Origin of the sequence: Muribacter muris (assembly GCF_001038205.1) — a bacterium.
Classification (GTDB): domain Bacteria; phylum Pseudomonadota; class Gammaproteobacteria; order Enterobacterales; family Pasteurellaceae; genus Muribacter; species Muribacter muris.
Genome location: NZ_JWIZ01000027.1, coordinates 11,088 through 37,863, shown reverse-complemented (window position 1 = coordinate 37,863; position 26,776 = coordinate 11,088). Strand labels below are relative to the sequence as shown.

The 26,776-nt window shown below is 45.2% G+C and carries 27 protein-coding genes and 1 tRNA gene; 15 read left to right on the top strand and 13 right to left on the bottom strand.

Annotation, left to right across the window (positions count from 1 at the left end; translation table 11 throughout):
* Window positions 1-210 precede the first annotated feature (210 nt).
* Entirely contained in the window at window positions 211-909 is a 699-nt protein-coding gene (locus RO21_RS05440; RefSeq protein WP_047976778.1) for a glutathione S-transferase family protein, read from the top strand.
* A 95-nt stretch (window positions 910-1,004) separates the two neighbouring features.
* Here the strand turns inward: RO21_RS05440 and hemL are convergent, their stop codons facing one another.
* Complete coding sequence (hemL, locus tag RO21_RS05435; RefSeq protein ID WP_047976777.1) at window positions 1,005-2,288, bottom strand: glutamate-1-semialdehyde 2,1-aminomutase; 1,284 nt, start codon at window positions 2,286-2,288, stop codon at window positions 1,005-1,007.
* Window positions 2,289-2,442: 154 nt separating this feature from the next.
* Between hemL and wecA the strand changes: the two genes are divergently transcribed.
* From wecA to rffA, 6 genes are read left to right on the top strand one after another with little or no spacing between them, the layout of a single operon-like run.
* Complete coding sequence (gene wecA, locus RO21_RS05430) at window positions 2,443-3,507, top strand: UDP-N-acetylglucosamine--undecaprenyl-phosphate N-acetylglucosaminephosphotransferase (RefSeq protein ID WP_047976776.1); 1,065 nt, start codon at window positions 2,443-2,445, stop codon at window positions 3,505-3,507.
* A gap of 8 nt (window positions 3,508-3,515) precedes the next feature.
* On the top strand, window positions 3,516-4,289 hold the full coding sequence (locus RO21_RS05425; protein WP_047976775.1) for a hypothetical protein: 774 nt from the start codon (window positions 3,516-3,518) through the stop codon (window positions 4,287-4,289).
* Entirely contained in the window at window positions 4,289-5,416 is a 1,128-nt protein-coding gene (gene wecB / locus RO21_RS05420; RefSeq protein ID WP_047976774.1) for a non-hydrolyzing UDP-N-acetylglucosamine 2-epimerase, read from the top strand. The genes RO21_RS05425 and wecB overlap by 1 nt, the downstream gene beginning before the upstream one ends.
* Window positions 5,403-6,656, top strand: coding sequence for a UDP-N-acetyl-D-mannosamine dehydrogenase (gene wecC, locus RO21_RS05415; RefSeq protein ID WP_047976773.1), 1,254 nt, complete (start codon window positions 5,403-5,405; stop codon window positions 6,654-6,656). Before wecB ends, wecC begins: the two co-directional genes overlap by 14 nt.
* Complete coding sequence (gene rffC / locus RO21_RS05410; RefSeq protein WP_053067718.1) at window positions 6,638-7,333, top strand: dTDP-4-amino-4,6-dideoxy-D-galactose acyltransferase; 696 nt, start codon at window positions 6,638-6,640, stop codon at window positions 7,331-7,333. Before wecC ends, rffC begins: the two co-directional genes overlap by 19 nt.
* Window positions 7,317-8,450: a dTDP-4-amino-4,6-dideoxygalactose transaminase gene (gene rffA / locus RO21_RS05405; protein WP_047976772.1), complete on the top strand. Its 1,134-nt coding sequence runs from the start codon at window positions 7,317-7,319 to the stop codon at window positions 8,448-8,450. Before rffC ends, rffA begins: the two co-directional genes overlap by 17 nt.
* Window positions 8,451-8,675: 225 nt before the next feature.
* On the opposite strand, the gene fumC is transcribed toward rffA, so the two are convergent.
* Window positions 8,676-10,070: a class II fumarate hydratase gene (gene fumC / locus RO21_RS05400; protein ID WP_047976771.1), complete on the bottom strand. Its 1,395-nt coding sequence runs from the start codon at window positions 10,068-10,070 to the stop codon at window positions 8,676-8,678.
* Window positions 10,071-10,358: 288 nt separating this feature from the next.
* The gene (locus RO21_RS05395; RefSeq protein ID WP_047976781.1) at window positions 10,359-11,153 is read right to left on the bottom strand and encodes an alpha/beta hydrolase; all 795 of its coding nucleotides are present in this window, start codon (window positions 11,151-11,153) and stop codon (window positions 10,359-10,361) included.
* Window positions 11,154-11,375: 222 nt separating this feature from the next.
* On the opposite strand from RO21_RS05395, the gene gshAB reads away from it, so the two are divergent.
* Entirely contained in the window at window positions 11,376-13,649 is a 2,274-nt protein-coding gene (gene gshAB / locus RO21_RS05390; protein WP_047976770.1) for a bifunctional glutamate--cysteine ligase GshA/glutathione synthetase GshB, read from the top strand.
* Between the two features lie 104 nt (window positions 13,650-13,753).
* Here the strand turns inward: gshAB and RO21_RS05385 are convergent, their stop codons facing one another.
* The 7 genes from RO21_RS05385 to selA all read right to left on the bottom strand — a co-directional run bounded on the left by RO21_RS05385 (window position 13,754) and on the right by selA (window position 18,347).
* The gene (locus RO21_RS05385) at window positions 13,754-14,197 is read right to left on the bottom strand and encodes a hypothetical protein (RefSeq protein WP_047976769.1); all 444 of its coding nucleotides are present in this window, start codon (window positions 14,195-14,197) and stop codon (window positions 13,754-13,756) included.
* Window positions 14,198-14,206: 9 nt separating this feature from the next.
* Entirely contained in the window at window positions 14,207-14,698 is a 492-nt protein-coding gene (locus RO21_RS05380; protein ID WP_047976768.1) for an ImmA/IrrE family metallo-endopeptidase, read from the bottom strand.
* 111 nt (window positions 14,699-14,809) lie between these two features.
* Window positions 14,810-15,160 (bottom strand): 50S ribosomal protein L19, encoded by a 351-nt coding sequence (gene rplS, locus RO21_RS05375; RefSeq protein WP_047976767.1) that lies wholly within the window; start codon window positions 15,158-15,160, stop codon window positions 14,810-14,812.
* A gap of 13 nt (window positions 15,161-15,173) precedes the next feature.
* Window positions 15,174-15,941, bottom strand: a complete 768-nt coding sequence (gene trmD / locus RO21_RS05370; RefSeq protein WP_047976766.1) for a tRNA (guanosine(37)-N1)-methyltransferase TrmD — start codon at window positions 15,939-15,941, stop codon at window positions 15,174-15,176.
* A 35-nt stretch (window positions 15,942-15,976) separates the two neighbouring features.
* The gene (gene rimM, locus RO21_RS05365) at window positions 15,977-16,504 is read right to left on the bottom strand and encodes a ribosome maturation factor RimM (protein WP_047976765.1); all 528 of its coding nucleotides are present in this window, start codon (window positions 16,502-16,504) and stop codon (window positions 15,977-15,979) included.
* Between the two features lie 32 nt (window positions 16,505-16,536).
* Complete coding sequence (gene rpsP / locus RO21_RS05360; protein WP_047976764.1) at window positions 16,537-16,785, bottom strand: 30S ribosomal protein S16; 249 nt, start codon at window positions 16,783-16,785, stop codon at window positions 16,537-16,539.
* Window positions 16,786-16,940: 155 nt separating this feature from the next.
* Entirely contained in the window at window positions 16,941-18,347 is a 1,407-nt protein-coding gene (selA, locus tag RO21_RS05355; protein ID WP_047976763.1) for an L-seryl-tRNA(Sec) selenium transferase, read from the bottom strand.
* 61 nt (window positions 18,348-18,408) lie between these two features.
* Between selA and RO21_RS12790 the strand changes: the two genes are divergently transcribed.
* Both RO21_RS12790 and RO21_RS13680 read left to right on the top strand, forming a co-directional pair.
* Window positions 18,409-18,503, top strand: a tRNA-Sec gene (locus tag RO21_RS12790).
* Window positions 18,504-18,749: 246 nt separating this feature from the next.
* On the top strand, window positions 18,750-18,869 hold the full coding sequence (locus RO21_RS13680) for an Arm DNA-binding domain-containing protein (RefSeq protein ID WP_338151723.1): 120 nt from the start codon (window positions 18,750-18,752) through the stop codon (window positions 18,867-18,869).
* Window positions 18,870-18,987: 118 nt separating this feature from the next.
* Here the strand turns inward: RO21_RS13680 and RO21_RS13815 are convergent, their stop codons facing one another.
* Window positions 18,988-19,035, bottom strand: coding sequence for a hypothetical protein (locus RO21_RS13815; protein ID WP_479494810.1), 48 nt, complete (start codon window positions 19,033-19,035; stop codon window positions 18,988-18,990).
* Window positions 19,036-19,621: 586 nt separating this feature from the next.
* Between RO21_RS13815 and RO21_RS05350 the strand changes: the two genes are divergently transcribed.
* The 5 genes from RO21_RS05350 to RO21_RS05330 all read left to right on the top strand — a co-directional run bounded on the left by RO21_RS05350 (window position 19,622) and on the right by RO21_RS05330 (window position 22,101).
* Window positions 19,622-20,194: an RHS repeat-associated core domain-containing protein gene (locus tag RO21_RS05350; RefSeq protein ID WP_338151724.1), complete on the top strand. Its 573-nt coding sequence runs from the start codon at window positions 19,622-19,624 to the stop codon at window positions 20,192-20,194.
* Entirely contained in the window at window positions 20,182-20,625 is a 444-nt protein-coding gene (locus tag RO21_RS05345) for a hypothetical protein (protein ID WP_047976762.1), read from the top strand. The genes RO21_RS05350 and RO21_RS05345 overlap by 13 nt, the downstream gene beginning before the upstream one ends.
* 77 nt (window positions 20,626-20,702) lie before the next feature.
* On the top strand, window positions 20,703-20,918 hold the full coding sequence (locus RO21_RS05340; RefSeq protein ID WP_047976761.1) for a hypothetical protein: 216 nt from the start codon (window positions 20,703-20,705) through the stop codon (window positions 20,916-20,918).
* Window positions 20,900-21,499, top strand: a complete 600-nt coding sequence (locus RO21_RS05335) for a hypothetical protein (RefSeq protein ID WP_047976760.1) — start codon at window positions 20,900-20,902, stop codon at window positions 21,497-21,499. The genes RO21_RS05340 and RO21_RS05335 overlap by 19 nt, the downstream gene beginning before the upstream one ends.
* A 35-nt stretch (window positions 21,500-21,534) precedes the next feature.
* Window positions 21,535-22,101, top strand: a complete 567-nt coding sequence (locus RO21_RS05330) for a hypothetical protein (protein ID WP_053067716.1) — start codon at window positions 21,535-21,537, stop codon at window positions 22,099-22,101.
* Between the two features lie 62 nt (window positions 22,102-22,163).
* Here RO21_RS05330 and RO21_RS12125 read toward each other — a convergent pair whose 3' ends face one another.
* Together RO21_RS12125 and tssM are read right to left on the bottom strand one after the other, a co-directional pair.
* Window positions 22,164-23,234 carry a type VI secretion system ImpA family N-terminal domain-containing protein gene (locus RO21_RS12125; protein ID WP_053067715.1) on the bottom strand — a complete coding sequence of 357 codons (1,071 nt, stop codon included), beginning with the start codon at window positions 23,232-23,234 and terminating at the stop codon, window positions 22,164-22,166.
* A gap of 9 nt (window positions 23,235-23,243) precedes the next feature.
* Window positions 23,244-26,774 carry a type VI secretion system membrane subunit TssM gene (gene tssM, locus RO21_RS05320; protein WP_047976758.1) on the bottom strand — a complete coding sequence of 1,177 codons (3,531 nt, stop codon included), beginning with the start codon at window positions 26,772-26,774 and terminating at the stop codon, window positions 23,244-23,246.
* Window positions 26,775-26,776 lie beyond the last annotated feature (2 nt).

Genomic DNA, 26,776 nt, shown 5'->3' with positions numbered 1-26,776 from the left:
CAGTTTGTTTTGCTTGTACTGACTTAAACGACTTCTTCTCATAGGGATTATTCTAACCTGAAATTAGATTTCCCTAGTTATCTAGTACAGCCCCTTATTAAAAACTTACCTGTCGGTAACTATTGGAAAAAAAGTTACTTATTTTCAATAAGTTAATTTAAAATTATACTATCAAAGAATGAATGTAAATGGAAAGCATAGGAGCTAAAAATGTATATTTTATATTCTGTTCCGGGATCGAAAAAGGCACGGAGTTTATCGCCGTTTGCTTGGAAGGCAGAGGCACTGTTAAAGTTGAGCGGCAAGCTTTATCGAGTGGAATTTGTCGCCGACTTGTCCAAGATGCCTAACGGTAAAGTGCCGGTCTTGCAAGACGGCGAGCAACAGATTGCCGACAGCTCGCTGATTCAGCGTTACCTGGAACAAAAGGGCGATTTGGCACTGGATCGCACATTATCCGCCGAGCAGAAAGCGGTAGCGGAAGCCTTTCGCCGTATGGCAGAGGAACATTTGTATTGGGTTGGCGTTTATGCGCGAATGGTTGATCCGTCAGGCGAGGCGTTTGTGCGGAATGCAATGTTGTCAGGGTTGCCGCAGGAAGTGCAAGATCAAGTAATGACGCAGCTGCGGGAAGGTTCTCGCCAACAAATGCACGGGCACGGGATTGGTCGCCATTGTGCCGAGCAAATTTATGCCTTTGGCTACCAAGATGTCCAAGCGATTGCCGATTATTTAGCGGATAAACCGTTCTTTTTCGGGGACGCAATTCACTCGATCGATTGCGTATTAGCAACGGCGATCGCCGGTTTTCTGGCAAATCCCTTTAGCACCCCGCTGACGGATTATGTTCGTCGCTTGCCAAATTTGGTGGCTTATGCCGAGCGGTTTAATCAAGCCGTGTTCAGCTAATACAAGCGGTCGGTTTAGGCAGAATTTTTGCAATAATTTGACAAAAACCGACCGCGTGATAGCGGGCTGTTTTAAATCCCTCGTGAATGAGGGATTTATTTCATTTGCGCAAAGACGAGATCCGCCATTGCGAGTGTGTGTTGAATATCGTCATCACTGTGAGCAAGGGACATAAAGCCTGCCTCAAATGCGGACGGTGCAAGGTAAATCCCTTTTTCCAACATTTTATGGAAGAAGGTGTTGAAGGCTTGCACATCGCATTTCATCACATCTTGGTAGCTTTCCACTGCGGTTTGCTCGGTGAAGAACAGCCCGAACATACCGCCCACATATTGTACGGTGAGCGGAATGCCGTGTTTGTCGGCAAGGGCTTTGAAGCCTTCGGCGAGGGTTTTGGTTTTTTCCGCCAGTTTTTGCTCGTTGTCCGCTTTGGCGAGTTCGGTTAAGCAGGCTAAACCTGCCGACATCGCAATCGGGTTGCCCGATAGTGTGCCGGCTTGGTAAACCGGGCCGGTCGGGGCAATGTGTTGCATAATCTCTTTTTTGCCGCCAAATGCGCCGACCGGCATTCCGCCACCGATGATTTTGCCTAGCGTAGTCAAATCCGGTGTTACGCCGTAGTATTGTTGTGCACCGCCGAGGGCGACACGGAAGCCCGTCATCACTTCATCAATGATAAAGAGTGCACCGTATTGGGTGCAAAGTGTCCGCAAGCCTTGCAGGAAGTTCGGTTTCGGCGGAATGCAGTTCATATTGCCTGCCACCGGTTCGATAATTAAGCAGGCGATTTGGTCGGGGTATTGTTCAAAGGCGTGTTTGACCGATTCAAGATTGTTGTATTCACAGGTGAGCGTGTGTTTGGCGAAATCGTCCGGTACGCCCGGCGAGCTAGGCTGCCCAAGGGTGAGTGCGCCTGATCCGGCTTTAACCAGCAGAGAATCGGAATGGCCGTGGTAGCAGCCTTCAAATTTGATGATCTTATCCCGCCCTGTGTAGCCGCGAGCCAAACGAATGGCGGACATTGTCGCCTCTGTGCCGGAGCTGACCATTCTCACCATTTCAATGGAGGGGACAAGTCGGCAAACCAGCTCGGCCAGCTCAATTTCAACGGCTGTGGGTGCGCCGAAGCTCAAGCCGTTCGGCACGGCGTTCAGTACCGCTTCAATAATGGCGGGGTGATTATGCCCCAATACCATTGGTCCCCAAGAGCCGACATAATCAATGTAGCGTTTGCCTTCACTGTCGGTAATATAAGCGCCTTCGGCTTTTTCGATGAATACTGGCGTGCCGCCGACTCCTTTAAAAGCTCGAACCGGCGAGTTTACGCCGCCTGGAATCACTTTTTGAGCTCTGTCAAAGAGCGATAAAGATGATGTCATTTTAAGTCCTTAATCAATCGGTAAAATCTTGCAAAAATGGTGGATTATTATCCCTTGTCGGACGGGGCTTGTCCATTTTTTATATTGAGAGTTTTGTGGTTTATGCTATGCTGAACGGCATTTCTATGGGTTATTTTTAAGGATAAACCTCGTTATGTGGCTTACCTTTCTTGCCGTACTGTGCGTGTCGTTTGCGACATTGGTGGTAATGCGACCGGTCGCCGAACGGATTGGTTTGGTAGATAAACCGAATTTCCGCAAACGTCATCAAGGGGTGATCCCGTTAATCGGCGGTATTGCGTTATTCTTGGGCAATTTAGCGTTTTATGCGTTGGAATGGGAGCAGATGCGGCTGCCGGAGCTGTATTTAACCGCATTGACAATTTTATTGGTGATCGGCGTGTTAGACGATCGGTTTGACATTAGCCCGCTGTTGCGTGCCGGCATTCAGGCGTGTTTGGCGGGAGCAATGATTTATAGCGGTTTGTCGATTGAGAATTTAGGGCAGCTCATCGCCCCGTTCAGCCTTGAAATCGGCGCATTAGGCTTGGTGCTGACCGTGTTTATTACCATTGGGGTGATTAACGCCTTTAATATGATTGACGGGATTGACGGCTTATTGGCAGGGCTGTCTAGCGTCAGTTTTGCCGGGCTCGGCACGCTAATGTGGTTGGACGATCAAACCGCTCTTGCCTATTGGTGCTTTGCGATTATTTTGGTGTTATTGCCTTATGCCCTGTTTAATCTAAGCGTGTTTGGGGCAAAGTGGAAGGTGTTTATGGGCGATTCCGGCAGCACCCTGATCGGCTTTACGATTATTTGGATCTTGCTGCTGAGCACCCAAGGGCAAGGGCACCCGATTAGCCCGATTACTGGATTATGGCTGATCGCCGTGCCGCTGATTGATATGGTGGCGGTGTTTTTCCGCCGTTTGAAAAAGGGCAAAAGCCCGTTCCGTCCCGACCGCTTACATATCCATCATTTGATGATGCGGGCGGGGCTAAGCTCTCGTCAAGCCTTAGCCGTGATTACTTTTGGCTCGGCACTTTGTGCGGGCTTTGGGGTACTGGGCGAGGTGAATTATTGGAATCAATGGGTAATGTTTATTGCGTTTATTTGCCTGTTTTTTCTTTATTCTTATTCTATTGTCCACGCTTGGCGAATAACCCGTTTCGTGCGCCGCCAAAAACGTCGGATGCGTAAAAAATTAACAAAGTAGCACAGATTATGGAACATCAAAAACCAAAAACATCGTTATTATCAAATATACTGATTTTAGTCTTTTTCATCGGATTAAGTGTTGGGACGGGTTGGCTTCATCTCGCAACACAGTCGCAAGAGTGGCGGGTGAGCGCACGGTTTGACGCGCCGAAAGTAGCGGAGTTGGGTAATTTTTATTCATTAAAAAGCACGTATCGGCAGGTGCAAAATGACGGTAACGCCCTCCCTAACAATGAGCAAGAGATCACCACTGCCGTCTTTGATGAGTTTAAGCAACGTTTAACCGCACTTGACGATCGTTTAGAGTTTCTCATCAACAATACGATTGTGCAGCAGACCGCAGCAGTAAACCACCAACCGACAGCCCTATTCGCCCGTCAGCTTGTGGAAAAATTGCAGTTTGATAGTGCGACCGGTACGTTATCTTTTCAGTTGGTAAATCCGGATCACGCTGCAAGCGTCTTGAGTGATTTTATTCAGAAAAGCAGCCTAAAAGCCCGTGAGAATTTGAATAACGATTTGATCCAACAGTGGAAACTGCTATTTCAGCAGGTTAAACAGTCGGCAGATGCCAATCTAGGCGAACAGTGGCAGGCAAAATTAACCCTGATGCGTTCGGTGCAACCCCTTGATAATCAATTAGTGCCTTATCATTTGGTTCAAAAACCGATTGCGGCTACCAAGCCGGCGTTACCGGACAACCTGACGCTAGTGCTAGCACTGTGTGCTGGATTTGGGGCGTTGCTTGGATTGGTTGTGATAGCGTTACAGCGAAAATAATGCGCCACATTCTGATAGTATTCGGCACACGCCCTGAGGCGATAAAACTCGCCCCGCTGATTAAAACGCTACAACGGCAGGCTGAATTTAAGCTCACCCTGTGTGCAACGGGGCAGCACCGCCAAATGCTCGATCAAGTGCTGCATCAGTTTGAAATTCAACCGGATATCGATCTCAACATAATGTCGGCGCAGCAGAGTCTCGCCGAGCTTCACGCCCGATTACTGCCCGCATTGCAACAGGTATTGGCGCAGCATCAGCCCGATTTGGTGCTAGTGCACGGCGATACGAGCAGTGCCTTTATCACCGCCCTTGCTGCCTATTATCAGCGTATTCCGTTAGCGCATATTGAAGCGGGGCTACGCACCGGCGATCTCCATTCCCCTTATCCTGAAGAGGCGAACCGCCGTTTGATCAGCGTATTAGCTGCCTATCATTTTGCACCGACTCCGCAGGCACGGCGGAATTTACTCAAGGAAGGCGTGGCTGCCGAACGCATTTGGGTAACGGGCAATACCGTAATTGATGCCCTCAAGCTAATGTTGCAAAATATTGCCGAAAACGCCCCGCTTGCTGCGCAGTTAGCGGTGGATTTTGCCTTTCTCGAGCCACAGAAACAGTGTGTCTTGGTAACTTGCCACCGCCGTGAAAATTGGGGCGAGCCACTAGCGCAGATTTGTCAAGCGTTGGCTAGGCTGGCAAGATGCCGCCCGAATGTGCAGATCGTTTTCCCTGTGCATCTCAACCCGCAGCTACGAGAGCCGCTCGCGCGGCAACTGGCAGGCATAGAGAATATTTTTCTGCTTGAACCGCAAGCCTATTTGCCGTTTGTCTATTTAATGTCCCGTGCCGATCTGATTTTGACCGATTCCGGCGGCATTCAAGAGGAAGCCAACGGGCTGGCAAAACCGATTTTATTGATGCGGGAGACCACCGAACGAACGGAAGCAGAGGAAGCTGGCACGATGACATTAGTCGGCACTGATGCAGACAGATTAGTCAGCGAAGTGTTACGCCATTTGGCAATGCCGAGCCAACCCCGTTCAGCCCCTTGTTTCTACGGAGACGGACAGGCAAGCGAACGGATTGCGGCAATTTTGAAAGAGAACCAAAATGGCGGATTTTAACCGAATTTGCGTGGTCGGCTTAGGCTATATTGGCTTGCCGACCGCCCTAGCCTTTGCCAATGCTGGCAAGCAAGTGATCGGCGTGGATACTCATCTGGCACGGGTGGCGCAGCTCAACCAAGGTAACGCACCGATTGCCGAAAAGGGCATTGATTTGGCGTTACGGCAAGCGGTTGATAGCGGCAATTTTATTGCAGCCACCAAACCGGAGGCTGCCGATGCCTTTATCATTGCCGTGCCGACGCCTTTAACGCCGGAGCATCAGCCGGATTTGCACTTTGTTGAACAGGCTGTAGCGGCTATCGCTCCCGTGTTAGCCAAAGGGAATTTAGTGGTACTGGAATCGACCTCGCCCGTTGGCACGACCGACCAAATCGCCGAGCAGCTACGCTTTGCCCGCCCGGATTTACATTTTCCGGACGAGGTGAACATCGCCTACTGTCCGGAGCGTGTCCTACCGGGTAATATTTTGCAGGAATTGGTGGCAAATGACCGCGTGATCGGCGGGCCTAGCCCAAAATGCGCGCAACAAGCGGTCGCTTTGTACCGACTTTTTGCAAAAGGCGAGTGTTTAACCACGAACGCTCGTACCGCTGAAATGTGTAAATTGACGGAAAACAGCTTTCGAGACGTTAATATTGCCTTTGCAAACGAATTATCGCTGATCTGTGATCGGCTAGAGATTGATGTTTGGGAACTGATTGCACTGGCAAACCGCCACCCACGCGTGCAGATTTTGCAGCCGGGGGCAGGGGTCGGCGGGCATTGTATCGCGGTCGATCCGTGGTTTATGGTGGCACAAACGCCGGATTTAGCCCGTTTAATTCAAACAGCCCGCCACGTCAATGATGCCAAGCCTCAATGGGTGATCGACAAAGTGAAAGCGGCGGTTGCGGATTGTTTGGCGGCAAGCGGTCGTACCTTAAATCAACTGACGATTGCGTGCTTGGGGCTGACCTTCAAAGCCGATGTGGACGATGTGCGGGAAAGTCCGGCACTGGCGATTACCGAAGCCCTTGCCGAGTGGCACAGCGGTGCGTTATGGGTGGTTGAACCGAACCTGTCCGCCTTGCCGCCGTCTCTCGCTAAAGCTGAGTTAGTTACGCTCGATCACGCATTAACGCAAGCGGACGTATTAGTCTTGCTGGTCGATCATCAACGTTTCAAACAAACGCCCTTGACTGAAAAAACAACGCCGTGGCGGGTGGATACTAAAGGGATATGGCAGAGATTATCTTAAACGAATGGGAAACGGCGTTTTTCGGCCGTCGGATCGGGCGGCTTTTGCTAAAAAATGTGCCGAACCGCCCGCTTGCCGGTGAATTATTTGCCGATTTTGCCTTAGTAGCCGCTAAAGTCAGCGCAAATGAAACGGCGTTATTGCACTATTTGCAGCACAATCAGTTCCAATGGGTAGAGGGCGAGTTGCTCTTTGTGCTGCCGCTGCCGTCTCACCCTTTGCTGGAATTAGCGGTGGCAACGCAGGCTGATCTGGCTGCGTTGACCGCACTGTTTGGCAATGCTTTTCCGAACAGCCGTTTTCGTACGCCCTATTTTTCGGCGAGTGAAAATCAGCGTTTTTACCGTCAGTGGATCACAAATGCCGTGCAGGGCAGCTTTGATGATGTGTGCCTGATTATCCGGCGGCAGGGGCAAATTGTCGGCGGGGTCAGCGTTCGGTTTGTTGACGATAACGCTGATATCGGTTTATTAGCGGTGGCGGCATCTGAACAGGGCAATGGGGTGGGCAGGGCGTTATTACAGGGTGCAATGGGTTGGGCGAAACAGCAGGGGGCGGCAACGTTGAGGGTGCGTACCCAATCCGGCAATTTAGCGGCAATCCGGTTCTACCAACGCATTGGGGCTGTGCCGCAGGATCTTCATTATTGGTTATATCGCAATGCACATTCCGTTTAATCGGCCGACATTGGTCGGCACAGAGCTGAGTTATGTACAACAGGCGATGACAAGCGGGCAGCTTGCCGGCAACGGTGAGTTCAGCCGCCGCTGTGAACGGTGGTTCGAGCAACGGTTCGGCACGCACAAGGCACTGCTGGCGCCCTCTTGTACCGCCGCTTTGGAAATGGCGGCGATATTACTCGATATTCAGCCTGACGATGAAGTTATTATGCCGAGCTACACCTTTGTCTCAACCGCCAATGCGTTTGTGCTACGGGGAGCGAAGATTGTGTTTGTCGATGTTCGTCCGGATACGATGAATATAGATGAACGTTTGATTGAACAGGCGATCACGCCGAAAACCAAAGCCATTGTGCCGGTGCATTACGGCGGGGTTGCCTGCGAAATGGCAACGATAATGGCGCTGGCGGCGAAATATCGACTTTGGGTCGTAGAAGATGCGGCGCAGGCGGTAATGGCTCGCTATCGGGGTAAGCCATTGGGCACGATTGGGCATCTCGGCTGTTACAGTTTTCACGAAACGAAAAATTATACCGCCGGCGGCGAAGGCGGGGCAATACTGATCAATGATCCGCAACTCGTCGCACGGGCGGAGATCGTGCGGGAAAAAGGCACGGATCGCAGCCGTTTTTTTCGGGGGCAAGTGGATAAATATCGCTGGCAGGATGTGGGATCGAGTTTTTTGCTCTCCGATCTGCAAGCAGCATATCTATATGCCCAGTTGGAAACGGCGGATCTAATCAACCAACGCCGTTTAACGATTTGGCAACGTTACTTTCAAGCCTTTTCCCCCCTTGCCGAAACGGGCGAGCTGGAATTGGCAGCCCCGCCTGCCGATTGCGAGCATAACGCCCATCTGTTCTATCTCAAGTTAGCCGATCAGACGCAACGCGAGGCGTTTATCCAATATTTAAAACGAGCGGATATTCTCAGCGTGTTTCATTATGTCCCGCTTCATACCAGCCCTGCCGGACAACGGTTCGGGCGTTTTAACGGCAAAGACCGCTACACCACCGCCGAGAGCGACCGCCTCGTGCGTTTACCCCTCTTTTTTAATTTAACGGAGCAAGAAGCCGAGCGGGTGATGAAAACCGCAATGGCTTTTTTCAAGTAAATTACGAAGTTTGTTTATAGAGCTGGATACTTGCAGAAAGAGATTTTTTAGCACTGTTGAAATAGCTTCGTAAGGTATAATGTTGTGCAGATTGTATAGGGCTTTGCCTTGTATGCTTGGTTGCTAGCCGAATGAGAAATAAAAGGGATACTCATTCAGTATCCCTTTTAGTTTAGAGGTTAGTACTATCAATTATTAGTGGAAACCGACCGCTTGTTTCAGTTTCTATTTTAAGCTGCCGACCATATCTTCCGGACGAACCCATTCATCAAATTGCTCTGCGGTAACTAAGCCTAAATTGATTGCCTCTTCTTTTAGCGTTGTGCCGTTTTTATGGGCGGTTTTAGCAATTTTCGCTGCATTTTCATAGCCAATTTTGGTGTTTAACGCGGTTACTAGCATTAGTGAATCGTCTAACTGTTTTTTGATGCGAGGGAAGTTCGGTTCAATGCCGATAGCGCAATGCTCGTCAAAAGAGATGCACGCATCGCCGAGTAGTTGGGCGGATTGGAGGAAGTTGTACGCCATTACCGGTTTGAAAACGTTAAGCTGGAAATGCCCCTGCGTGCCGGCAAATGAGATAGTGGTATCGTTACCTAATACTTGGGCGCATACCATTGTCATTGCTTCGCATTGGGTCGGGTTCACTTTGCCCGGCATAATTGATGAACCGGGTTCATTTTCCGGAATTAGAATTTCGCCGATACCGGAGCGTGGGCCGGAGGCAAGTAAGCGGATATCATTAGCGATTTTGTAAAGGGAAACGGCGAGCTGTTTTAATGCACCGTGTGTTTCGACAATCGCATCGTGGGTGGCTAACGCTTCAAATTTATTTTGGGCGGTGATGAACGGTAAGCCGGTAAATTGGGCGATATAGTCGGCAACTTTCACATCATAGCCTTTCGGTGTGTTTAAGCCTGTGCCGACCGCTGTGCCGCCTAAGGCAAGCTCTGCTAAATGAGGCAAGGTATTTTCTAATGCTTTGATACCAAAGGCTAATTGTGCGGCATAAGCAGAAAATTCTTGACCGAGAGTGAGTGGCGTTGCATCCATTAAATGAGTACGACCGATTTTTACCACATCTTTAAACGCTTCGGATTTTTCACTTAACGTTTTTTGCAGGCGTTTTACACACGGCAAAGTGTGTTCAACCACTTTTTTGTACGCAGCGATGTGCATTGCGGTTGGGTAGGTGTCGTTGGAAGACTGGGATTTATTTACATCGTCATTCGGGTGAATAATGCTTTTTTCGCCGAGTTTACCGCCGTTGAGAACGTGTGCGCGGTTTGAAATCACTTCGTTAAGGTTCATATTGGATTGTGTGCCTGAACCGGTTTGCCAGATAACGAGTGGAAATTCGCCTGCTAATTTATTTGCTAAGATTTCATCGCAGGCTTGGGCGATAAGATCCCGTTTTTCAATCGGTAACACGCCTAAATCGTGGTTGGCGAAGGCGGCCGCTTTTTTGAGATAGCCAAAGGCTTCAATAATTTCTGCCGGCATTGAACCTTCCGGTCCAATTTTAAAATTGTTGCGTGAGCGCTCAGTTTGTGCCGCCCAGTAACGATTTGCCGGTACTTGAACTTCGCCCATTGTGTCTTTTTCGATACGGAATGCCATTGTTTTCTCCTAGATAATAGTCATCAGTGCGATTACGATCAGGAACTTATCGGCATAACTTACTTGCAAGCGGTCGATTTTAGCCGTTTTTTTACAAAATAAAGTGGGCCGAAAGTTCACCATAACCTAAAAATAGTAGCACTGCCAATGGAATAAAGGAATGGAAAAGCGACATTAGGGGACGACATTTTTCCAAAAATGTGATGTGGATCATAAATTGGTTTGAAATGTTGGCACATCTTAAGCTGATGCATATTAAACAGATATTTTAAGAGCATTATTAGGTGTTTAATTATTCAGCAATGAAAACCGTAAAAACTCAACAAAATGATCCGCCCAGTGTTTTTCGTGGTGGATTTCATTTGCCATAATGCGGAGCTGGATTTGGTCGAGGGGGTGTTCTGTGCGTAGGAGCGATTGATAATAGCGCAGGGTGCAGTCGATATAGGCTTGGTTCATATTGGAGATGAACAGAGAATCAACCTCATCGCCCTCGTTTGTGCCAACTTGGATAAAAACTTTACTGCTCGGATTGAGCGGGTGGCGGTGCAGAAAGTCTAAAAAAGCAGGTTCACTAAACCACGAGGCGAGAGAGAATACGCCTAAATGTCCGAAAACTTGTGGGTATGCCGCCCCCATATAAGCGGTGATAATGCCGCCCATTGAACTGCCCGCCAGCAATGTGTGTTCCCGTTCCCGTTTGGTGCGGTAGGTTTGGTCGATAAAGGGTTTGACAACCTCGACCACCCATTTGCCGTAATCCATTCCTCGCCCGCTGGCGTTTCTCACTTCTGCGGTTGCGCCGACATCCGTTCGCCAAGGGCCGTATTCATTGAGCCGTTGTTCGCCCGCATTATCAATCCCGACAATGATGAGCTTGGGAAATTCAGTGTGTCGTTTAATCGTCGGGATAATTTTCCACGAGTAGCCGGAGTAGGATTCTTTGCTGTAAAACACATTTTGCCCGTCGTGCATATACAGTACGGGGTAGTGCGCTTGTTCGCTGCGGTAGTCTTTCGGCAGTAGCACACGGATACGGCGGACGTTGTTATAGTACGGGACGAATAAAAAATGCTCTTGCATTTCCAGATAGTGATGATGAAACACGGCGATTCCTGCGGCAAATTGAAACGGTGGCGCAGTATATCACACTTTTTCGGCGGTTGATTTTGCCTATTTTGGCGAGAATCTCACCGCTTGCCGAAGAAAATAACCAAATGCTCTATCACTTTACAAATCGGCACAAACATTGCGAGCATTTTGTGGTATGGTTGAGAATATTTCTCAATAATCTAGGCTAACAAAATGACATTACAACAGATTATCCGTGAATATCAGCTCGGTTTATTGTTTCAGCAAGGCTCGTTCGGTTTGGAAAAGGAGGGACAACGGGTCGATGAGCAGGGCAATATTGTTACTACGCCCCACCCGAAAGCGTTCGGCAGCCGCCGTTTTCACCCTTATATTCAAACGGATTTTGCTGAAAGCCAGCTTGAATTGATCACGCCGCCGAATGCCAAATTGGAGGATAGCTACCGCTGGTTGAGTGCGATTCACGAGGTGGTGCTACGCTCGCTGCCTGAAGATGAATACCTGTTTCCGCTCAGTATGCCGGCGGGCTTGCCGCCTGAAGCGGCGATTAAGGTTGCCCAGTTGGATAACCCCGATGATGTGGCATATCGGGAGCATTTGGTGGCAGTGTACGGCAAAACCAAGCAGATGGTGAGCGGGATTCACTACAATTTTCAGCTCAGTTCGGAATTTATCCGCTCGATCTTTCCGTTACAAACGGATTTTGCCGATCCGATCGCTTTTCAGAATGCCATTTATATGAAATTGGCGACCAATTTCCTGCGCTATCAATGGGTATTGGTTTATTTGCTCGCCGCCTCGCCTACGGTGGAATGGCAATATTTTGGCGGCAACGCACCGCTTGCGGCGGGGCAGTTGGTACGCAGTTTGCGTTCAAGTCAATACGGCTATGTGAACAAACCGCATATTCAGGTGAATCATAATAGTTTGGCGGATTATGTCGAATCCCTTGAACGTTTGGTGGCGGAAGGGGAGCTGATTGCCGAAAAAGAGTATTACTCAAACGTGCGTTTGCGGGGCGCAGCACGGGTGCGGACATTATTAGAAAAGGGTGTGCAGTATGCGGAGTTCCGCCTGTTCGATCTCAACCCGTTTTCCCCTTACGGTATTGAATTAACCGATGCCAAGTTTGTGCATCTGTTTTTATTGTTGATGCTATGGCTGGACGAAACCGCCGATCAGCACGGCGTTGATTTGGGCAAAGCGTGCCTAAACCAAGTAGCATTAGAGCACCCGTTAGCCGAAACAGCGTTTAAAGCTGAAGGTGAAGCCTTGCTCACACAATTATTGGCGATGTTGAATGACATTCACGCGAGCGAGCAAGATCAACAATTAGTGCGTGAAAAACTGGCACAATTTGCCGATCCGAGCCAAACAATTGGCGGCAGAATGGCAAACGCCTTAACGCAAGCGGGCGGTTATCAAGCCTTTGGTGCAAATTTAGCTCGCCAATATAAAGCGCAAGCCTTCGAGCGTTTTTATGCATTATCGGCTTTTGATAATATGGAATTGTCCACACAAGCCTTGTTGTTTGATGCCATTCAACAGGGGATTAACGTTGACATTTTAGACGAAAACGATCAATTTCTTGCCCTCAAATTTGGCGATCACCTCGAATATGTCAAAAACGGCAATATGACCAGCCACGATCAATATATTTCACCGCTGATTATGGAAAATAAGGTGGTTACGAAAAAGGTGCTGGCGAAAGCCGGTTTTAATGTGCCGAACAGCGTTGAGTTTACCCGAGCGGACGAAGCAATCGCTCATTATGGCTTATTTGAGGGAAAAGCGGTGGTAATCAAACCGAAATCGACCAACTACGGTTTGGGTATTACCATTTTTCAGCAAGGGGTCAGTAATCGGCAAGATTTTGCAAAAGCGGTGGAAATCGCCTTTCGTGAAGATAAAGAAATTATGGTCGAGGATTATTTGGTCGGCACCGAATATCGCTTTTTCGTGCTGGGCGATCAAACCCTCGCCGTATTATTGCGTGTGCCGGCGAATGTGATTGGGGATGGCGTTCACAGCGTGCGGGAATTAGTGGCACTTAAAAATGCTGATCCTTTACGGGGAGACGGTAGCCGCAGCCCGCTCAAAAAAATTGCGCTCGGCGAGATTGAATTATTGCAGCTCAAAGAGCAGGGGCTCACGCCTGACAGCGTGCCACGTAAGGAACAATGGGTACAGTTACGTGCCAATTCCAATATTAGCACGGGCGGCGATTCCATTGATATGACCGATGAAATGCACGAGAGCTATAAGCAACTGGCGGTCGGTATCGCCAACGCAATGGGGGCGAAAGTGTGCGGTGTGGACTTAATTATCCCGAATCTCAAGCAAGCCGCCGAGCCGAGCCTAAATTCGTGGGGCGTGATTGAAGCGAATTTCAACCCAATGATGATGATGCACATTTTCCCGTATCAAGGCAAATCCCGCCAGCTCACCCGTGATGTCATCAAAATGCTGTTTCCGGAGTTGAGATAAAGTAGAAAAAAAGTGGTGAATTTGGGTGAGAATTTTGCAAAAAACTTAACAGAACTCACCGATTGAAAAAACAAAGGCTTGGCGAAACCCAAGCCTTTGTTTCTCTATTTTCTAGTATTTAGAAATTCTTTGATGACACTTAGTAATTGATTACTAAATTCTTTAATAGGAGAATGACTTGATACGGTAGGTTCTTGATGCTTAGATACTAATTTTAAGATTGCTATAAGTAAAGTTGTGGCTGGAAGAGCAAAAATAACAGCGATGTGCCACATATTATTATTGATATGATAACCGATACTTTGAGAGTAAATCCACCAAAATAGTCCAATATATAAGCATAAAATAAAAAAGATAGAGAAGCCAAAGGCTATTCTAAATAATATACGACGTTCTTTTTCATAATCAATAATATCTTGCCTTAGAATATTTGGTTGAGGGATATTTGGTTCTATTTTAGTATTATCAGGCTGTATGCTGTTATTCTCTGCATCAACAAAGTTATCGCTGTTTTGTTCTTCTCTAGGAATGTTGATATTATTTGACATAAAATTTCCTCAAGATAAATGGATACCTAAATTTTTTAAACGATAAGTCATTGCAGGTATGGATACATTAAATAGATGTGCAAATTCATCAATGGAGTGAATGTTTTTTAATTTTTCAATGACATAGTCAATCGCAATTTTAGGCATTAATAGCTCTGCGGCAAATGCATTTGCATCAACTTCTCTCGGATCATAGTTATGCATATTAAAGGAGGCTGAGTTATCCCGAAACCCCCCCCCGTGGTTTAGGATAAAGTGTCCTAGCTCGTGGGCAAGTGTAAAACGCTGACGCTGTTCAACATCTGTATTTCTGATATAACAAGTTGGAATACCGTTAACAATATCAAAACGACCTGAAATATCATCTCCTCCAGCTAGTTTTGGCAGATAATAAACCTCAACATTCATTTTTTGTGCGATATCATCAACGTTCACGGGAATACTTCTATCCCAATATACGTCTAGAATACGCTGTGCTGTTTTTATAACATTGACATTCATAACGTACTCCTCTAAGTATGTAATTAATAATATTCTATAAATTTTTAATTATTTAATCAATAAAGGCTTGGGGAAACCCAAGCCTTTTCTTTTGCATTATGGTTGCGAAAATTAGTCGCCCAAACGCTCTTTGATACGCGCCGATTTACCTGAACGCTCACGGAGGTAGTAAAGTTTCGCTTTACGTACCGCACCTTTACGTTTCACGGAAATGCTGTCGATTACCGGCGAGTGAGTTTGGAATACACGCTCAACGCCTACGCCGTTAGAGATTTTACGCAATGTAAATGCAGAATGCAGACCACGGTTACGAATTGCAATAACCACGCCTTCGAACGCCTGCAAACGTCTTTTACTACCTTCTACTACCCATACCTTAACTTCTAATGTGTCCCCCGGACGGAAGCTCGGTACGTTTTGTTTTAACTGTTCTTGTTCGATTTGTTTGATGATGTTACTCATTTTAATAAACCTTCTATGTCCTAGAATTAACTGATTTGTGTCGCTGCTTGATTTGTTGGAGCAACACACGTTGTTCGTCAGTCAGAGCTAGGCTATCCAATAGCTCAGGGCGTCTTAACCACGTGCGTTCCAGCGATTGTGCTAACCGCCATTTGCGAATTTGCTCGTGGTGTCCCGACATCAGCACATCGGGGACAGGCATTCCATCCAACTTTTCGGGGCGGGTGTAGTGCGGGCAATCCAATAAACCGCTTGCAAACGAATCTTCGTCTGCCGAGGCTTGTTTGCCTAACACACCGGGAATAAACCGTGCAACAGCGTCAATTAACGTCATTGCGGGTAATTCACCGCCGGTGAGAACGTAATCACCGATTGACCATTCTTCATCAATTTCCGTTTGGATCAATCGCTCGTCAATACCTTCGTAACGCCCGCAAACCAAAATCATTTTGGGGTGTTGGGCAAGGGTTTTTACGCCTGCTTGATCGAGTTTACGTCCTTGTGGCGAGAGGTAAATCACTTTTGCCTCTACGCCGTCTTCTGCTTTGGCGGCTGCTTTGGCGGTGCGAATCGCATCACGCAAAGGTTGCACCATCATCAACATTCCGGGGCCGCCGCCGTAAGGGCGATCGTCCACGGTTTTGTGTTTGTCGAACGTGAAATCGCGCGGATTCCAACATTCCACTTGCAGAAGATGTTGTTTTACGGCTCTGCCTGTTACCCCGTATTCAGTAATCGCTTTAAACATTTCGGGGAAGAGCGAGATAATGCCAATCCACATAATGCTACTCCCTAAAGCTCACTGCATACCTGAGGTTAGAAACCAGCGTCCCAGTCCACCTCAATTGTTTTGGTGGCGAGATCTACTCTTTTAACTACTTGTTCATATAAGAACGGAATTAACCGCTCTTGCTTGCCGAAAGCATCTTTTGCCGTTGCTCGTACCACCAGTACATCGTTTGAACCGGTTTCCATCATCTCCGACACCACGCCCATTGTGTAGCCTTGCAGATTGACTACTTGGCAGCCGATAAGGTCGTGCCAATAGTAATCGCCCTCGTCCAATGTCGGAAAACAGGCTAAATCTACGCCGATTTCGCTGTTCGTCAATAATTGGGCGGCTTCACGGTCGTCCGTGCCTTTGAGTTTCACAATCAAATCGTTGTTGTGATAACGCCAACTTTCCAGTTCGATCGGCTGCCATTGCCCTTTGATTTTTAAGAACCACGGCTGATAATCGAAAATGCTTTCTGCTTCTTCTGTCGATGAATAGAGACGCAACCAGCCACGGATACCATAGGTTGATCCTAATTTTCCAACGACTTCGATTTTTTGTTCGCTCATACTCACCTACATTATTGAAAAGGGTGTAAAAATTAAGCTGCTTTACGCGCTTCTTTTACTAATACGGCAACACGATCTGAAAGTGATGCACCTTTTGCAACCCACGCATCAACGGCTTCAAGATTGACACGAAGACGCTCTGCCTGACCGGCTGCGATAGGGTTGAAGAAACCGATACGCTCAATGAAGCGACCGTCACGTGGGCTGCGGCTGTCTGCGACCACGATTTGATAGAATGGGCGTTTTTTAGCTCCGCCACGAGATAAACGAATGGTTACCATAACCGTCCTCTAAATTGTTGATAGTAAAAAGAAAAACCCTCGTTCGAGGTGAGGGCAAGTCACGCTTCCTATCAATAAAAGATAGAAAAAGCGGTCAGATTATACCGATTTTTTGCAAAAAAACAAGGGAATCAGACCGCTTGCGTAGCGAGTTGCTAGGAAGGAGTATTGAGTGTATGGTTGCTTTCCAACATTTCAATCAATGCATCAAACTGGGCGACAGAGCGTAAATCCAGCCAGATTTTTTGCTGGGCGATCCGGCAAATAATTGGGTGGGGCAGAGATTTGAATTGGCGTACCAGTGCCGAGAGGTGCTGCGGATTGTCGCAGGCAACGGTTACTGCCACCGATGCAAGCCTTTCGCTCGGTAATGCGCCGCTGCCGATTTGGGCGAGGCTCGGCTCGATTTGCAAATCGTAGCGGCTATCTAACCGCTTGCAAAGGGTACTTTTAAGCCGCTCCGCTTTGTGTTGCAACTGTTCGGTTGATTGGGTTAGGAGTGAGAATGTCGGCAAGGCGTCTGTCAGCTTCTCCGGAGAGAGATAGTGGCGTAGGGTCGCTTCCAGTGCTGATAAAATCACCTTGTCGCAGCGTAAAACCCGTTTGAGCGGGTGGCTCTGGAGTTGATCGATCAGCGTTTTTTTGCCGACAATAATGCCGGCTTGCGGGCCGCCGAGTAATTTATCTCCCGAAAAGGAGACCAAATCCACACCGGCAGCGATTTTTTGTTGTACCATTGGTTCTGTCGGTAAATTGAGCGACTGCATATCGATCAGCGAGCCGCTGCCTAAATCACTGATGACGGGTAGCCCAAACTCTCGCCCAAGTGCGACTAACGGCTCTTCCGCCACACTCGCCGTAAAGCCTTGGATTTGATAATTACTGGTGTGAACTTTCATTAAAAAGGCGGTATTTTCGTTGATTGCGTGGCGATAATCGCTTAAGTGGGTGCGATTTGTCGTACCGACTTCAATCAATTTGCAACCGGCCTGCTGCATAATATCGGGAATGCGGAATGCACCGCCAATCTCAACCAATTCGCCCCGTGAAACGATCACTTCTTTGCCCTGTGCGAAGGTGGCTAACATCAGCAGCACAGCGGCGGCATTATTATTGACTATGCAAGCCGCTTCCGCACAGGTGAGCTGTTGCAACAAGCCGCTGATGTAATGATCCCGATGGCTACGCTTGCCCTCGTCTAAGTCATACTCCAAGGCAACATTATGCCGCATTGCTTGAGTGGCTGCATTGATTGCCTGTTCAGACCATAACCCCCGCCCCAAATTGGTATGCAAAACTGTGCCGGTAAGGTTAAAAACCGCTTGCATTTCAATTTGTTGTGATTGGTTGAGCCGCTCGGCAAGCGTATCAAACAGAATGGCTTCCTGTGCGAAAATCGGCGGCAGTTGTTGGGTGTGCTGAATCGTCCGGCGGGCGTATGCGATTAACTGTCGGGCTTGTTCGACAAAAGCGGTATGCCCAAATTGCTCGACAAGTGTGATACCTCGTGGGTGTTTGAGCAATTTATCCACAGAGGGCAGGGTGCGAAATAAGGCGTGCATAATCAATCCATTAGAATTTTGCACAATTCTAATAAATTCAGTAGAATAGTGCTACTTTTTCGGAAGTGAGTCGGCTCCGGTGAGTCGGCAGGACTTCAAATCCTGTTAAGGACGCCAGCGTTCTTGGGTGGGTTCAACTCCCATTCACTTCCGCCAATCCACCTAAACCACCCTAAATCAGTGTAATCCTACCAACCTATAACACCTTGATAATAATGACGGGCTTATAATGTATTTAAACATAATCCTACATAAACCGTCGGCAACACTAAAAAAGTAACAAGAAATGGGTTTGTTACTTTTTTACTCCCAAAATGAAAAACAGCACAGAAAAAAACTTGTTACTTATTTTTATTTTATCTCTTGCTGTATAAGGCTTGATGTTGGGTTGCTGGGGGCTGTTTGCGTTTGATTGTTCGCAAGAATGGGGTAAAGGTTTTCGTTTTTAATTACAATAAGCCTTACACGAAAAAGAAAAGTAGCATCACGATTGGCAATTACCCTGATATATCACTATCGTAGGCAAGGGCAAGGTACGCAGAATTTAGAGCGTTATTAGCGCCGGTACAGTACGTCTCAATAATCTGCAAAAATTAACCCACAAAGATCATCCAAGAGCGATCCACTTATTTATACTAGATTAATTACGGTGTTTACAACGGTAAGATTCATAACCTGTTTCTAATATATGATAATGGTGAATTAACCTATCTAATTACGCATTTGTCATTTTTGACTCTGTAAGTAATCTACCCCCATTCCGAAAGCTCAAGATTAGTGGTAATAATCGCACTAGTGTGTTCGTGAAGTTGGCTCATCAGGTGAAAAAGGAGAGCCCAACTTATCCAAAATAATGACATATTGACGGGGCATTTGAGGAACCAGCTTAAATTGCTTCATTTGACTATCCAATTCCAGTTGATTCGCTCAATCTAATACATGCCAAAACCGTACTTTATAGCCTTGTTTAGCCGCTTGAAGCCCTACGCTGTCTCTAAGTGAGCTTTCGGTTCCAGATCCTACGACTAAAATAATATTGTGCTTCTCCTTGAGATATTTACCGTCCAAGATAAAGTCGGAGATGCGCCTACCTATAAAGGCTCAATTAAGGAAATGATTCACCATGGTCAAAGATCCCTCGAGACGGCATACCACCAAAATAGTCAAAGGCGTAATTATGGGAGTCTATCGATATTTCGAGTGTTTGCCTCAAGTAGGTTTGAACATAATAGGGCGCAACAGGACATTTAAGGCTATTTACCCCCGAAGGCGAACTGGCGTGGAAAGCGGAAAAACGCACGCTTTGGGGTATCTGTTTTAATTGGTATCAGTTCAAGTATCCGAACCCGATTGACCCGGAGATGTTATTTGCGGGGCAGTGGCTAGACCAAGAATCAGGATTGGCTTATAACCGCTTCCGTTATTACGACCCGGAAACGGGGAATTATCTGTGCTTAGATCCGATTGGGCTAGCGGGTGGGGAAAAAACGTATAGTTACGTAAGCAATCCTTTCGAACAAATAGATGAATTAGGCTTATCAACTAGAAGAAAGAATTTTAGAGCGGCTAAACAAGCAGCGGGAATACCAAAAAGTAGTCAATTTGATACTCATAAATTTGTGCATGATAATACATCAGAAAACCGTACGGTATTCAAATTTTCAAATGAAGGAAAGAATAAATATGTGATACTACATGAAAACGATAAATTTGGTAGAGGACCTCATTTTCATGCTGCAGATGACTCAAAGGGTAGTCCTATGGATAAAGGAAGATATAAGCAATACAATGGGCATTTTCCAGAAGATATACAAGGTTTTGAAAAGGTGAAAAAATGCAAGAAATAAAAAATAGAATTGCTGTTCTAAAGAGAAAAATGTTATTAAAAGAGATAATTTCGTTACTTGGTTTAGATGAATGCCGTAGTAATATTAAATGCGTTGAAAATGATAAGGTTACATTAGATAACTTAAAAAAGATTTATACTTTTTCTGAAAAGTATAGAGTGTGTTATTTTGATAGGGAAAAAATTAGTGCTGGTGATGTATTAAATTTAGCAAAATCTATTAATTGGAGAATAGACGAAATAATATTATTTGTTTTTTTCAAAGAAAGGATTCAATTAAACATACCAATAGATATTTTTCTTAGATATAAATCTAATATAATTTTTTCTTTATTTAATACTAATGATGATATTATTATCTATAGCAAAGATTTTAAGAATGGTTTTTGCTTTATATACGACGAATATCAGGTAGGATTCTATAAATGGTAACACAGGAATTATTAAGAATATTATCTTATCTTCTTATATAAGAGTTGTTACTTTTTCTGAAATCATTCTCAGCTTAAATGAAAACATTAAACCCACTACGTAGATCCGTTGAACAGGCAATTATTCATAATAGAAAATTAAATGGAGTGAAAGATAGAAATATAATAAATAGTATTAGCCCTAAACGAGCAATTTATAATGATGCTGTTTTATGGGGTGAAGATTGGATCAGAAATAATGATCCTAAATTAGCTAAAGAATTAGGAATAAAGAAATGTCTCAAAAAATCATAAAGTTAAAAGTTATTAAAAAATCAAGACCGAAGCTAAAGCAAGGCGATATATTTTATTATTCTATCAATGATAAATATTATTTGGGTATAGTTATACTTACTGAGTTAAATAATATTGTTATAGGAGATAATGTAGTAATTACGATTTTGTTAGTAAATTATTCAGTTGAAAATATTAATGATGTATCTATTGATTTACTAATAGAGAAAGTTGAAAGTCTAGATATTATAGCGCCTCCCTTAGTAATTAATAAAAAATCATGGTGGTTAGGGTATTTTAATAATTTATCTAATATGAGTTATAATAATTCATTTATATTAAATAACTTGAGATTGGAATGTTGGGATTATATATGCAATAGCAAAGGAGAAAAAGCTAATGACATTCCTGAAATAAAGCTTTTTGGAAGTTCGGGAATATATGGTTTTGAAGGAGTTGAATACTTAATTCAACTTGGTTTAGGGTTAGCTTATGATGAAAATGAGGAACCTTATAGTTATTATATTGATGATGATTTTAAGAAGTATATTAAAAATCGTAAACTACCTTATTGGTATTATAACTCATTACCTAAAAAATAATGAATAGAGTAAGAAGCAAACAAGGTGATGTGTTAGTGTATAAATTAAAAGAGAATTTATATACATTAACGCAACGTCTAGAGAGCCAAATTGTGCGTTTTTTTGATATAAAACGTAGCGATGATAACTGGGACGAAAAAATAGATTTAAACCAAATTCCCATTTTATTTGAGGTCTTTGTGGTGACCAGCTATGTTGAAAAAAAATTTGCTGTAAAAAAATTAAAAAAAGCAATTTCATCAACAGAACCTTACGAACGGTTTTGGATCGTGCCTTATAATTTACTTGATCCTGAGTTTGAAGGTAGCAGAGAAAATGTTTATGGATTAGGCGGTAAGCTTGTAGATTTAGGCAATAATTATTTTTCAGGGTGTGATGCACCCATAGTCAAACATCATCTTAATGTGAAAGACGATCGGGAAATATTGGAGAAATATGAATTAGATTGGGCTTGGGGTGCAGCTATTATTGAAAGACTTATCCGTTATTTTGAAACAGGTATTAACCGAGATGATATGAAATTTGAGGTCTTTCCCGATTTATGGGACGACCGAGAACAACTGCGTCCTTTGACTAGTCGATTAGCAGAACCATTTCGATAAAAGTACAACGAGAGGGACAACACAACGACCAAATATATTTGGGACGGTGGTATACTTCCAGATTATTCTTTCCGTTCAATCACCAATTTTCTCTCCATTTCGTACGCCACTGTTTTCAAATACGAAATCGTTAATCCCTTTTTACTTTTTTCAGCTTCTAAGAGTTGCATTTGGAGTTGAGTTAAATCCGCTTGAATAGCGGACTGGCTCTCTTGGTAACGTTGTAAACGTTGTGTCAGTGCTTTTATCTCTTGTTGAGGGTTTGAGGTGACATTTAATAATGGTGTGATAAACCATATTGCACTACTCGCAAGGCAACCAAGCAAAAACACACTCCATAATGGAATATTTGAACGATGCTGGGATGACGTTCCTTCTTGGGTGCTATATGTCATTGGTGTATTGGGCAAGGGGGTGTCTTTGTCTGGTGGTGAGGTAGTAGTGCTGTTATCTCTGTTTGGCTGGATAGATTCTGTTTGTAGTGATGCGGGTTCATCGGATAGTGTGGAATATTCAGGATAGTGAGGTACTTTGGTTGTGTTATTCGGCTCTGCAAAGGGCGTTGGTATAATTGCAACATTTAAGGGTTCAACAGGTTCTGGCTGCCTAGTCGGTTCGTTTGGTTCAAGTTGTTGGCAGCGTGATTGAATAAAGGATAGGCAGTTGGTGAGATCGGTATGTGGATGACCCTGTTGGATGAGCGTGGTTTGAATAAGGTTGAGAGCCCGCTCGGCACGGTAAAGTAAACGCAAATCACCCGTGGTATAGGTTGCTTTGCGTAGTCGTGGGCTGACTCGACCGTTTAGCCAATTTAAGGTATTAAGACGGGCTGTAAGTTGTGTTGGCCAAATATTATCCCAGTGGTGATTCAGTAAGTAGGCGAGCAGTTCAATTCCTTCGGTGAAGCCGGCTAGTCCTTGTTGGTGGGTTCTAGCCAAGGTGTAATAAGCGGCAGTTTGTAAGTCGATGCCGTATCGGGTAAAAAGCTGTTGAGCCTCGTATGCAATTAACGCCCAATCCACCGATTTGCCTGGGCGGTTTAGGTAATTAATTTGAGTTTTAATCTGACTAAATTCAGGCTGTGCTATGGGGTTGTTGCCAGTAGTGTGGATTGGGAAACGTTGTTCGACCATACAGCTATCCTAGTATAAAGTATCGGGCAGTTGAAACTGCCGAAAAAGCTCGTTTGAGAACGGGTTATCGACTTCATCCACATAGATGCGATAGGTGGCATTTCCCCCATCTACTTGGTAGCGAACATCAAAGGAATGAGGGGTAATATTATAGGCTTTAGCCGATTGCAATAACTTAATTTGTGCCCAAGGCCCGATAAAGCTAAGACTGCGTGGTGCTTTATTGGCTTCGGTAGGCACTAAGGTGATTTTACTTTCTACTTGTGCATTGCCAGAGTTCGGCCATACAACTTTTACTTTGCGTTTGCCGCCGTGGGTAAAATCAATCAATTGCCCATCTAAGTTTAAAATGCTACGACGTTTGTTAGCAGATAAATCAATGGGTTCAACCATAAATTGTGCCCCCATACCGTATTCGGCATTGAAAAAGGTTTGTTGAATGCGTTTGGCTAAATCTAATTGTGTCAAGACATCGTCTCGAATCAATGGGGTTTGGTCGTCAAGCGTTTCTTCAGCCTCTTGGGTAAGTCCATTTTCAATAAAGGCACTGAGATTTTGTTGATAAAAATTGTCTAGGGTACCTTGCGGACCAAAGAAGCGTTCAAACTCACTCAGTGGTACTTCTTGCTTACTTTGCGGTGAAAACGGGTATCGTCCTTTCAGATAGCGGTCATACTGTTTTACCACTTTATCCTGCCATTCGGTTTCTAACGACACTAAGGCGGATTTTAATATACTTTGCCAAGCCTGACCGGCTAATTGTTCTAACCAACGTTTAAGCGGGTCAGGTAAGTTTTTCGCCATTTGTTGCAACTCAAAAATCGGATCGGTTGATTTTTTCTCTACTCGCATTTGTACAGCTTTTAGCGACGCTTTGCCGGTATCCGGTGCGTTTTGAATGGCCAGTAAATAGCGGTGCAATCCCGCAAGTTTTTGGTAAACATCTTGTAATAGGCTGGCTTTATCATCTTGTGTATTTAGAACGGAGGTTGCCAGTGCGAACTGCTTGCTGATGTCCATTCTGAGCTTATATTCCGGTGTTGCTAAGCGAGCCTCTAACTCTTTCTCGTCTAATGTGTTGGGAATATTAGGCGTTTGGGTATGCTCTTTGACAATGTCTAATGCTTTTTTTATCGTTTGTTCACTACCCATAATGCTTTCTGTGGCAGTAATCGCATCAGCTAATGTTTCAAATGGCCGAATCTCTAAATTGTGAATTGCATTACGCCAAGTGCCGGTATAGTCATTCAGATATAACTCGGTGATACGCTGTTTGATTTCTGCGCGGTCGGCATCGCTGTAGGTCGTATTTTCAGATAGATTTAGCACCCAACTGTCCATCGCTGTTAAATCGACTAATTGACTATCTTGCTTAAGGAAATACTGTTTTAAGCCGGATAGTGTCAATAGCTGAGGAATAAATAAAGCGGCTTCGTCTTGGGCTATGAACACCTTATCAAACCCGGCGCCAATATGTTCACGCAGGTTCAATGGTGCAGGCAACACTTCCTCTGCCCGTATTTTGAGGTTTTGATAGACCCGCTGATAGATTGAGAGTGTATTCAGCTCTTTTTGGGCTTTTTCGATTTCTAATTGATATGGACGGTATGCTTTAATCAATTCTTCATCACCGGCGAGTCGCCCACCATACCAGTTGGTATGTTTAAGGGCATAGTCAAGATGACGCATTAAATCCGCTTGAATATCGGCTTGCCCTTCAAAAGCTTGGCTCCAACGTTTTTGCATAAAGGTTTTTACCCATTCATCACGGCGACCGGCTTTATCATCCAGCATACGCATAATGCGTAACAAGCCGAGTTTTTCCTCACTTTCTGCCGGTGCTTGTTTTAAGTCTATGAGTAATCCATTCATAATCGCCGGTAAAAAACGACGTTGTAGCAATCGCAGGTAGGTTTGTTCCACGAATGGCCCGATATGATTGCCTTGATATAACCCCATATCCGCCAGCGGCAGTCTGTCGTGATAACTGCCATTGGCAAATGTGGCATCGCCGATAGGGTTTAACATTGGAAGTTGGAGATTGCCGTAGTTATCTTGCTCGTCAGTTAATTCAACGTGATTAAAGGTTTTCACTTGCTCTAAGACGTCTAAGCCGGCACGGTAGTTCTGATAATAGAAATAATGCCAGCCGCCGATAATTGCCAGCGCCCCCAGTCCGGCTAATATGAAAAACCGTTTGAGACGTTGGTGATAGTCTTTTAAGTATAAGGCATTTTCAGAGGCTAGATGTGGTTCACTAAATAAAACCTGCTCAAAGAGCTTTTGTGTGAAAAACGGTTGAGAGAGCCGATTAAACCAGGTGCTGGCGGTTTGTTTACCGAGTTCATATTGCATTGACGCCGATTGGACAAATAAATCATCAATTTTGCCTTTTTGCTCGGTAGAGAGGAAATACACCCCTCTGATAAAATGGAAGCGTTTGCCTCGGTGTGTGCTAATCCCTTGCAAGAGCTCGGCAACATCATCATAGGCACCGTTAATCTGACGGATAAAGCTAAAGACCGATGCTCGTTTTTCTTCCGTACTTTCTATCATTTTATGTGGTGAAGCCAAGTTTAATTGGCAACACCATTCAGACCAAAATTGCGTTAATTCTTTTGTCCATTCATCAGTTTTGAGGCTGTCAAAGGTGATGCCTAAGATATTCTCCCGTGCCGATTGCGGAATATTTTCATAGGTGGCAGTAAAACCGGCCAGTTGGTCAAGTTTGGTAAAAATTACATAAACCGGTAAACGGCTATGAGTCAGGTTATAAATTTCTTCGAGGCGTAAGTGTAATCGGGCGATAGTATTCTCACGCTCGGGTTTGTTGAGTGTTAAAAAATGTGCGAAATCCAAGGTTAATATCACGCCATTCAGTGGTTGTCTCGGGCGCTTTTCCACTATCCATAAGAATAAATGACGCCAAAGTTTTGTGTAGAGTTGAGGCTTATCCGGATTGCTATCTTGTTGGGTTAAAAGCGCCCCCTCAATATCAAAAATGACGGCGTGGTCGTTATTAAATATGGAAAAATAGATGCTATCCGTACTATTCTCTTCCAAATCAGGTTGGTAAAGCGGGTTTAGTCCTTCAATGGCGTTTAATAAGTGGGATTTGCCACTTTGTGAATCGCCGATCATAACATACCAAGGCAAAACATAGGCGTAACGTTTGGTCTCCAAATAGCGTTGGCATTTTATTTCCCAGTGTTGCAGATAACGGTTTTGGCTGTCCAGTTCGGCTTGAATAGCACTGTTGATATTTTGTTTCGCCTCTTGACGGGCTTTTTCCAACACCCGTAATCGTGCGATAATTTTCCAGGTCAGCCAACCTATTCCAATAATGAATAACACAGCGGTAGCTAACCAACGGTGCGATATGTCGGCAAACGGGGTAAATCCATTAAGGGTAAATGTCTCCCCTTTGACCCAAATCCAAATGAGTGCTGCCAGCCAGCAGAGGGTGAGTACCACAGCAGGCGAAAGTTTAAATTTAGGTAAGGTGGGTTTTAACACCTGAAAGAAAGAGGGTAATTTCATTA